At 63.3% G+C, this 8429-nt stretch carries 8 protein-coding genes; all 8 read right to left on the bottom strand.

The genetic code is table 11. The annotated features are described in order from the left end of the window. On the bottom strand, positions 1 to 1148 hold a 1148-nt coding region (locus RMO12_RS15620; RefSeq protein ID WP_309639974.1), incomplete at its 3' end, for a flippase. A gap of 31 nt (positions 1149 to 1179) precedes the next feature. Then, complete coding sequence (locus RMO12_RS15615; RefSeq protein WP_309639973.1) at positions 1180 to 2091, bottom strand: polysaccharide biosynthesis tyrosine autokinase; 912 nt, start codon at positions 2089 to 2091, stop codon at positions 1180 to 1182. Between the two features lie 3 nt (positions 2092 to 2094). Then, positions 2095 to 3513, bottom strand: a complete 1419-nt coding sequence (gene epsF / locus RMO12_RS15610; protein ID WP_309639972.1) for a chain length determinant protein EpsF — start codon at positions 3511 to 3513, stop codon at positions 2095 to 2097. Positions 3514 to 3527: 14 nt separating this feature from the next. Then, positions 3528 to 4445 carry a polysaccharide export protein EpsE gene (gene epsE, locus RMO12_RS15605; RefSeq protein WP_309639971.1) on the bottom strand — a complete coding sequence of 306 codons (918 nt, stop codon included), beginning with the start codon at positions 4443 to 4445 and terminating at the stop codon, positions 3528 to 3530. Positions 4446 to 4673: 228 nt separating this feature from the next. Beyond that, complete coding sequence (gene ubiE / locus RMO12_RS15600) at positions 4674 to 5405, bottom strand: bifunctional demethylmenaquinone methyltransferase/2-methoxy-6-polyprenyl-1,4-benzoquinol methylase UbiE (RefSeq protein WP_309639970.1); 732 nt, start codon at positions 5403 to 5405, stop codon at positions 4674 to 4676. Positions 5406 to 5429: 24 nt separating this feature from the next. Next, a complete protein-coding gene (locus tag RMO12_RS15595) occupies positions 5430 to 5846 on the bottom strand; it encodes a DUF971 domain-containing protein (protein ID WP_309626587.1) in 417 nt (138 codons plus the stop codon). 31 nt (positions 5847 to 5877) lie between these two features. Further along, positions 5878 to 6330 (bottom strand): HIT family protein, encoded by a 453-nt coding sequence (locus tag RMO12_RS15590; protein ID WP_405029693.1) that lies wholly within the window; start codon positions 6328 to 6330, stop codon positions 5878 to 5880. After that, positions 6327 to 8429, bottom strand: a 2103-nt coding sequence (locus RMO12_RS15585) for an FAD-binding oxidoreductase (RefSeq protein WP_309639969.1), incomplete at its 5' end; no start/stop codon positions are given. The genes RMO12_RS15590 and RMO12_RS15585, both read right to left, overlap by 4 nt.

Here is an 8429-nt window from a genome sequence, read left to right as displayed (position 1 = left end):
CCAATAAAAAGCGGCACCTCGCAAAGATGAGCCATCGCCATCCATTTCGGCTTGCCGCGGCTGTTGATGAGCAGGGCCGGCGCCTGGGCTGCGCAGTTAAAGAACAGCCCAACGGCCAAGATCTGAGCGACGGGCGCGGCGGTGCTTGCAAAGCCTTCACCGAGCCACCACGTGAAGGCCACTTCGGCGAAGACGGTCACGCCCAGCAGGATCGGCAGCACAGCGATGACGACGCACTTGAAGAGCAAGGCGTAGAGCGATCGGGCTTGCGCTTGATCCTGGTAGCCCGCCACCACCGGGAGCGCCGCGGACATCACTGAATACGGCAGCATCACGACCTTGTTGACGATGTCGAACGCGGTCGCGTAATAGCCCACCGCCGCAACCGGCACGAAACCGGCGATGATCAAGCGGTCGAGCGAGTTCATCAGGGGGCTGATGATGTCCGACACCGTCATCCAGCCGCCAAAACCGAGCAACTGTCGAAGTCGCGCTCGCTCCGGCGTCTGCCACCTCATGGTGAAACTGCAATCTCGGCGGCATGCCCAGCGATGGACCAGGTTGGCAACGACGCGCATCAGAACTACTGCGCTGACCATGACTTCAAGTCTCGGCGAGACCAGTACAGCGCCGAGCGGTGCCAAATACGTGAAGAAACCCATGCCTACCCGGATCATGCTGACTGTCGGGAAGCGTCCGTAGGCTTCGAGGCAACCGCGGTATCCGGACGTCAGCATGACGAAAGGCAGTCCTACGGCAAGGATGCGCAATGCCCAAGTACCCTCGTGGATCAAATGCGCCGGCAAGGAAAGATAGCCGACCACGATCTGGGCTGTGCAGAGCAAGCCGATCGCAAACACAGCACCCAGGATCAGCAGGAAGGCCATCGCCGTCTGTGCGACCGCTTCAGCGGCTGGACGATCGTCCGCGCCGAGGCGCTCGGCGACGACCCGCGTCATCGCCCTGCCGACGCCCAGATCGAAGATGCCGACATAACCTATCAACACCCAAATCAGCGTCAGAAACCCGTAGCGGTCGGGTCCCAGTTGCTTGAGCAGCAACGGGATGATGATCAGCGCCAGCAAGATTGGCGCAATCTGCCCGAACAAGTTCCAGGCGGAGTTCTTACCGATCTGTCGCAACGACATCGTAGTTCTTCAAGCAGCCGAACGCACGACGTCAGTAGTCATTCATGATGACCCCGACCAGCTTGGCGGGGCCGTCGCCTATCGTCCGAACGAGTTCCTGCAGCGCCTTGATGCGTGATAGGTCTTTTCGGGCAACGACCAGCGCTGCGCCGCACTTGGCAGCGATCAGCTGGGCGTCCGCTCCATAGAACCTCGCCGGCGTGTCGACGATCACGTGGTCGAATTTGCTGGTCAGCTCGCGCATCAGAAAGCCAAACGCGGGCCGCTCCAGCAGTTCGACCGGGTTCGGTGGCATATTGCCAACGGGCAGCACATACAGACTGGGCAGATCGTCCACTTGTTGAATCACATCAACATTCGATCGACCCGAGAGGAGGCCTGACAAGCCTGCCGTGTTCTCGATGCCAAACAAGTGCTGTTGTCGGGGGCCGCGCATGTCGGCATCGACCAAGAGCGTGCGCCCACCCAGTTGCGACAATGCGACGGCGAGATTGGCACAGAAGAACGTCTTGCCGTCGCCCGATTCGGGGCTGACGACCGCGAGCGCCGGCCGTAACCCTTCGTCGCCGAAGAAGCGCATGGTCAGCTGGCTGCGAATCGCCCGAAACGACTCCGCCTGCAGTGAGAACGGTTGATTTGCCACGACAAGTTCGGCGCTGAAAGACCGCTGATCCTCCGGCGCGTAGTGGTAGTGGAACTGCTGCGACAAGGCAAACAAGACATCCTTGTCCGAGACAAATCCGAGCGCAATCGCTGCCTCGCCGAATCGCATGCCTCGGTCGCGCTGGTATTGGAGAACGGCGGCAATCTGCTCGTCCGTCAGATCACATGTTCGCTGGAGAATGTCGCCGATTGATCGGTCATGAACCGAATTCTCTTCTCCGGAATGAGGCGCCGATGGCCAAGCAAGCGCAGTGACGCGGGAACCATGCATTTTTGCCATTTTTCACGCTTTCTTGGTGGCGGTCAGGGGCAAGCGGCCGAGCAGCCGGCGGGCCAGCAACGGCTGCGAGCGCGCGCGGCGGTCAGGCCCCGCAAGAACGCCCAGCACAGGCAAACCGAGGGTCTGAACGATATCGTCGATGTTGCGAACACGGCGGTTCATCATTTCCAGGCCGATCACAAGCCCAACCGCGAGAAGCGCACCGACAAGCGATGCGATCACGGTGTTCAGCATCAACCTGGGCGACGAAGGCCGTGTCGGCTCGACCGCAGGCGTCAGCAACCCGATGTTGGTCTGAGTGGTCTGGCTTTCCAGCGACGTCTGGTTGTAGCGATTCACCACACTGTCGTAGGCGCGTTGAGCGTTTTCCACCTCTCGTTGATAAACGGCCGCTTCGTCGCGCTGCGCCTTCATGCGCAGGACTTTCTGCCGCTGTGCCTCGTAGGCAGCACGGAACTCGGCTTCGCGCTGTCGATTGATCGTGTTGGTCAGGCCAACGCCGCTGGTGATCCGCCGTACCTCGCCGTCGAGACGGCTGCGCAAGGAATTGATGTTGGCCTTGGCTTCCACTACCTGAGGGTGCGCATCGCCCAGCCGAGAATTCAACTCCTGCAGTCGCGCCTCGCCCCGCGAAAGATCGGCTTTTAGTCCGGCCACCACCGGATTCATGAGCACATCCTGCAATTGCTCGGCGGACCGGCCTTGAGCAGCGACCTGCCGGCCGCTGGACTCGGCGGCAACCGCTTGCGCAGAGAGGATCTGAACGGAAAGCTCGCTCAACCGCGCGGTGTCGAGGTCGAGCCGTTCATTGGTCCCGATCAGCCCATTCTGGCGCTCGAACGCCGACAGCTTGGCCCGTGCGCTTTCGACTTGCTCTCGCAGTTCCTTGGACCGCGAGTCGAAAAAGGTGGTGTAGCGGCGTGCTGGATCCACGCGCAAACCAAGCACCGTATCGATGTATGCCTTAACGAAGGCATTGGCTGCGGTCGCCGCGAAGCGCGCGTCCGACGACTTGAAGGCCACGTTGATCACGTTCGATTCGCGTGCCGGCTTGATGTCGAGACTCTCCAGCAGCACTAGCGCAGCCCAGGCCTCCAGATCGCCACGACCCCCGGTGGCTTCCATCCACTTGCGCCGCAGCTCGCCGTTTTCGGTGAGTTGGAGCGCAGCAACCACCCGACGCGCGACCCGCTCGCTCTGCAGGATGTCAATCTGCGTGGCCATGTAGGCTGGCAAAGCCGTCCCGAAGGCGGCGGCCGACAGTGGGTCAGGACCGATGTCTAAGACGACGGATGCCGTCGCGGAATACTGCTTCGGCAGTAGCAAACTGACCACGACAGCGGTGCCCACGATCATGAGCACGACGGCCAATGCCAGCTTCCAGCGAGCGTGGAGAATAGAGATGAACTGACTGAATGCCATAGCAGCTCCTGGCGTCAGAACAGACTTTCGCGGACGTAGACCACATCGCCGTCGCGGAGCGTGTCTTGCATGCCCGGGGTGAGTGCTTCAACCTTGCCGTCCGAACCGCGGCGATTCACCCTTAGGCCCTTTTGAGTTCCTCTCAAGGTGAGGCCGCCTCCCGCGGCCAGTGCCTGCATCAAAGTCATGTCGCGTTCGAGCCGGAAAGCGCCCGGCTTCTGAACCTCGCCGTAGATGTACACCATCGGCATGCGGTCAATGAAGACGACGTCGCCTGCCTGGATGCCGATGTCCTCGCTTTGCTTGCCGGCGAGCACCAAGGGCACATCGACTTCTTTGCGGAAGGCCTTGCCACTGCGCTGCCCCGACACCACCGCGGTGTCCGAACCATTCGGCGCAATACCCCCAGCCAACGCAAGGAGATCGCTGAGCTTGGTATCTGCCTGCTCCAACGGGTAGCGGCCGGGCTTGTTGACCTGGCCCAGGATCGACGCCTGACTGCCGCGCACCGTGACGACCAAGATCGAAACCTGCGGCTGCTTGACGAAATTGCCCTCCCGCAGACCGTCCGCGATCCGCTTTTCGGCTTGGGTAAGCGACAGGCCGCCAAGCTTGACGGAGCCCAGCAGCGGATAACTGATCACACCGCTTTCGGACACGCGCGCCTCCAGCGACAACTCGGGGTTCTGAAACACGGTAATGCGCACCGCGTCCCCTGAACCAAGGCGGTACTCATCTTTGGACACCGGTGTAGCGGCCTGCGCCGCCGCCGAAAGCCAACCGACTGACGCCAGCGAGCCCAACGCAACCATGAGCACCAGTCGCAGCAACGCTCTCGTAGACAAACCCATAACACCTCCAATCGCCATCGATCCAAAGAACGGGAGGCCGCGCGGATCGCCTGCCCTTCGACCACCATCAAACACTGCCATGACAACACCTTTTCGATCACGACGCTGTGCCGAATCTTAAGCAAATCAGCAGAGCGGCCCAGTCCCCAAGTCGGGGGGCCGGCAGTTTGCATGCCTACTTGAGCACGAACCACCATTCGCGCCGCCCACAAGACTCGCACCCCGCAAAACTCGAGGCTACACACGCCTGGAGACGGTAGACCGCCGCCTCGGCCGCTATCGTCGGAGCCGGATCGATCCGTCGGGTGCTCAGACCCGCAAACCGACGTGCAACGCCACGACGCCGCCGCTTAGGTTGTGGATATCGACATGGCCGAAACCGACCGTCTTCATCATCTCTTTGAGCGCGGCCTGATCTGGGTGCATGCGGATCGACTCCGCCAGGTAACGATAGCTTTGGGCGTCTCCCGCAACCCATTGACCGAGCCGCGGTAGCACGTTGAAGGAATACCAATCGTAGGCCTTCTCCAGAGGCTTGGCGACCTTGGAGAACTCGAGCACCAACAGGCGCCCCCCTGGTTTGAGCACGCGCGCCATCTCGGCTAGCGCCCGTTCCTTGTGCGTCATGTTGCGCAATCCAAACGCGACGCTCACCACGTCGAAGCCTGCATCGGCAAACGGCAGGCCTTCGGCGTCGCACAGGGCGGTCGGCAGCAGCAGGCCCTCGTCGGTCAGCCGATCTCGGCCGGCGCGCAGCATGGCCTCGTTGATGTCGGTATGCACGACCAGCCCGCTGGCACCCACCTGCCGGGCGAAGGCGCGCGCCAAGTCGCCGGTGCCAGCGGCGACGTCGAGCACGCGCTGCCCCTCGCGCACGTTGGCGACCGCGACCGTGTAGGCCTTCCAGAACCGGTGCAGCCCGAGCGACGTGAGGTCGTTCATGACGTCGTACTTGGACGCGACGGCGTTGAACACGCCGCGCACGCGGTCGACCTTCTGCGCTTCGTCGACGGTTTCGAAGCCGAAATGGGTGCGGCTCACGGCAGCTCCGCTCGCAGCGCCATGTCAGTGATGGTGGCCGCAGGCACTGCCGCCCGCTTCGGGCATGGCCGCGTCGCGGTTCATGCCGGCCGCGGCGAGCCGGGCCTCGTAGGCACGCCAAAGGCCGTCTTGCTCGACGCCCAGGTGGTAGAGGTAATCCCAGGCGAACAGGCCCGAACTGTGACCGTCTGAAAAGGTCGGCTGCACCGCGTAGTTGCCGACCGGCTCGAGCGAGACGATCTCGACATCGCGCTTGCCCGTCTGCAGCACTTCCTGCCCTGGTCCGTGGCCCTGCACTTCGGCCGAAGGCGAGTACACGCGCAGCAGTTCGAAGGGCAGCTTGAACGCAGCACCGTCGGAAAAGTCAATCTCGAGCATGCGCGACTGTTGATGCACGGTCAGCGCGGTGGGTGTGGGGGTGTTTTTGTTCAGGCCGGCCATGGTGGGTGCGAGCGAAAGTTGCCCGACAAGTCTAGCCGCGCACGGCTGGTGACAGTTCGTGCAGCGCGGCGGCCACGCGGGTATCGAGCGTGGCCAGGGCGAGCGGCAATCGCGCCTCGGCGGCCGGCTCGACGCTGCGTTGCGCCTTGCCCCACACCGGCTGCGGAAAATGACTGTCCCACGCAAAGCGGGCGATCACGTGCCAGTGCAGATGAGGCACCACATTGCCCAGGCTGGCGAGGTTGATCTTGGTCGGCGCGAGCGATTGGCGCAGCGCCTGTTCGACCGCGGCGACCGCTTCGATGCAGGCGCGGCGCCGGGACGTGTCGAGGTCGCTGAACTCGGCCACATGGGTGTTCCAGATCACGCGGTAGAAGGCGGGAAAGGCAGCGTCCGCCACGCGCACCACGCGCCAATCGAGCGTGCGATGCACCGGCAGGCCACCGCTCGCGGCGCACAACTCGCACGCCGGCTGGTCGCTCACACCAGCACCCGCTCGATGCCGCCTTCGTTGGCGCGCGCCACATAGTCGGGCAGCCAGCCCTCGCCGAGGATCTTGCGTGCCATCTCGACAACGATGTAGTCGGCTTCGAGCAGGCCGTTGTTCAGATCGTTGCCGTAGCGCGAAAGACCTTGCAGGCAGCTCGGGCACGAGGTGAGGATCTTCACCGGGCCCTTGGCGGGCAGCGCGCTTGCCGCACCCTCCCCGCTGCCCGTGACCATGGCGCGCAGCGCGGCCTCGTCCTGCTTCAGCTCTTCTTCCTTGCGAAAGCGCACCTGCGTCGCAATGTCCGGCCGCGTCACGCCGAGCGTGCCGCTTTCGCCGCAGCAGCGCTCGCTCTTCCTGACCTTGTCGCCGACCAGCGCCTTCACCGTTTTCATCGGCTCCTGCAGTTTCATGGGGCTGTGGCAGGGGTCGTGATAGAGGTAACCGCCGTCTTGCTGGCTGGCGCTGAGGGTGATGCCTTTTTCAAGCAGGAACTCGTGAATGTCGACGATGCGGCAGCCCGGGAAGATGTCCTCGAATTTGTAGCCTTGCAGCTGGTCGTAGCAGGTGCCGCAACTCACCACCACGGTCTTGATGTCGAGGTAATTGAGCGTGTTAGCCACGCGGTGGAACAGCACGCGGTTGTCGGTGATGATCTTCTCGGCCTTGTCGAACTGCCCCGAGCCGCGCTGCGGGTAGCCACAGCACAGGTAGCCGGGTGGCAGCACCGTCTGCACGCCCGCGTGCCAGAGCATCGCCTGCGTCGCCAGACCCACTTGCGAGAACAACCGCTCCGAGCCGCAACCGGGGAAATAGAACACCGCCTCGCTCTCGCTCGTGGTCCCGTTCGGGTCGCGAATGATCGGTACGTAATTGGCGTCTTCGATGTCGAGCAGCGCGCGCGCCGTCTTCTTGGGCAGGCCGCCTGGCATCTTTTTGTTGATGAAGTGAATGACCTGCGCCTTGATCGGCGCCGTGCCCACCGTCGACGGTGGTGCTGCGGTCTGCTGCTTCGCCAGGCCGCGCAGCAGGTCGTTGGCCAGGCGCTGCACCTTGAAGCCGACGTCGACCATCGCCGTACGCATCAGCTTGATGGTGTCGGGGTTCTTGGCATTGAGGAAGAACATCGCCACCGCGTTGCCTGGGCGCAGGCTTTTCTGTCCCATCTTGCGCAAGAGGTTGCGCATGTTCATCGACACTTCGCCGAAGTCGATGTCCACCGGGCACGGTGCCAGGCACTTGTGGCAGACCGTGCAGTGGTCGGCCACGTCCTCGAACTCCTGCCAGTGCTTGATGCTCACGCCGCGGCGCGTCTGCTCCTCGTACAGAAAGGCTTCGACCAGCAGCGAGGTGGCGAGGATCTTGTTGCGTGGGCTGTACAGCAGGTTGGCGCGCGGCACGTGGGTGGCGCACACCGGCTTGCACTTGCCGCAGCGCATGCAGTCCTTGATGGAGTCCGAGATCGCCCCAATGTCGCTTTGCTGCATGATCAGCGACTCGTGGCCCATCAGGCCAAAGCTGGGCGTGTAGGCATGGCTCAAGTCGGCGGCCAGCACGTCGTCTCCCAAGGCCTTCAACGCCGCACCGCGCAGCAGTTTTCCCTTGTTGAAGCGGCCCTCGGGATCGACGCGCTGCTTGTAGGCCGTGAAGTCCGCCGTCTCGGCCTCGGTCAAGAACTCGAGCTTGGTGATGCCGATGCCGTGCTCGCCGGAGATCACGCCGTCGAGCCGCCGCGCCAGCGCCATGATGCGGGCGACCGTCTCGTGCGCCGTCTGCAGCATCGCGTAGTTGTCGCTGTTGACCGGTATGTTGGTGTGTACGTTGCCGTCGCCCGCGTGCATGTGCAGCGCCACCCATACGCGACCGCGCAGCACCTCCTGGTGGATGCGCTTGCACTCGGCGACCACGGGTGCGAAGGCGCCGCCGGAGAACAGGCCTTGCAGCGGCTTCAGCACCTGCGTTTTCCACGAGGCGCGCAGCGAGTCGTCCTGGATCAGCGCGAAGAAGCTGCGCTGGTCTTGTGCCTGCACCACGTCCAGCCCCTGCAGCCAACCGAGCCACAGCAGCCGCACCTCGCTCAGCAGCGCCAGCGCCTG

Origin of the sequence: Methylibium sp., from assembly GCF_031393925.1 — a bacterium.
Taxonomy (GTDB): Bacteria; Pseudomonadota; Gammaproteobacteria; order Burkholderiales; family Burkholderiaceae_C; genus Methylibium.
The sequence above is the reverse complement of the archived record's forward strand: the minus strand, read 5'-3'. Positions and strand labels throughout refer to the sequence as shown.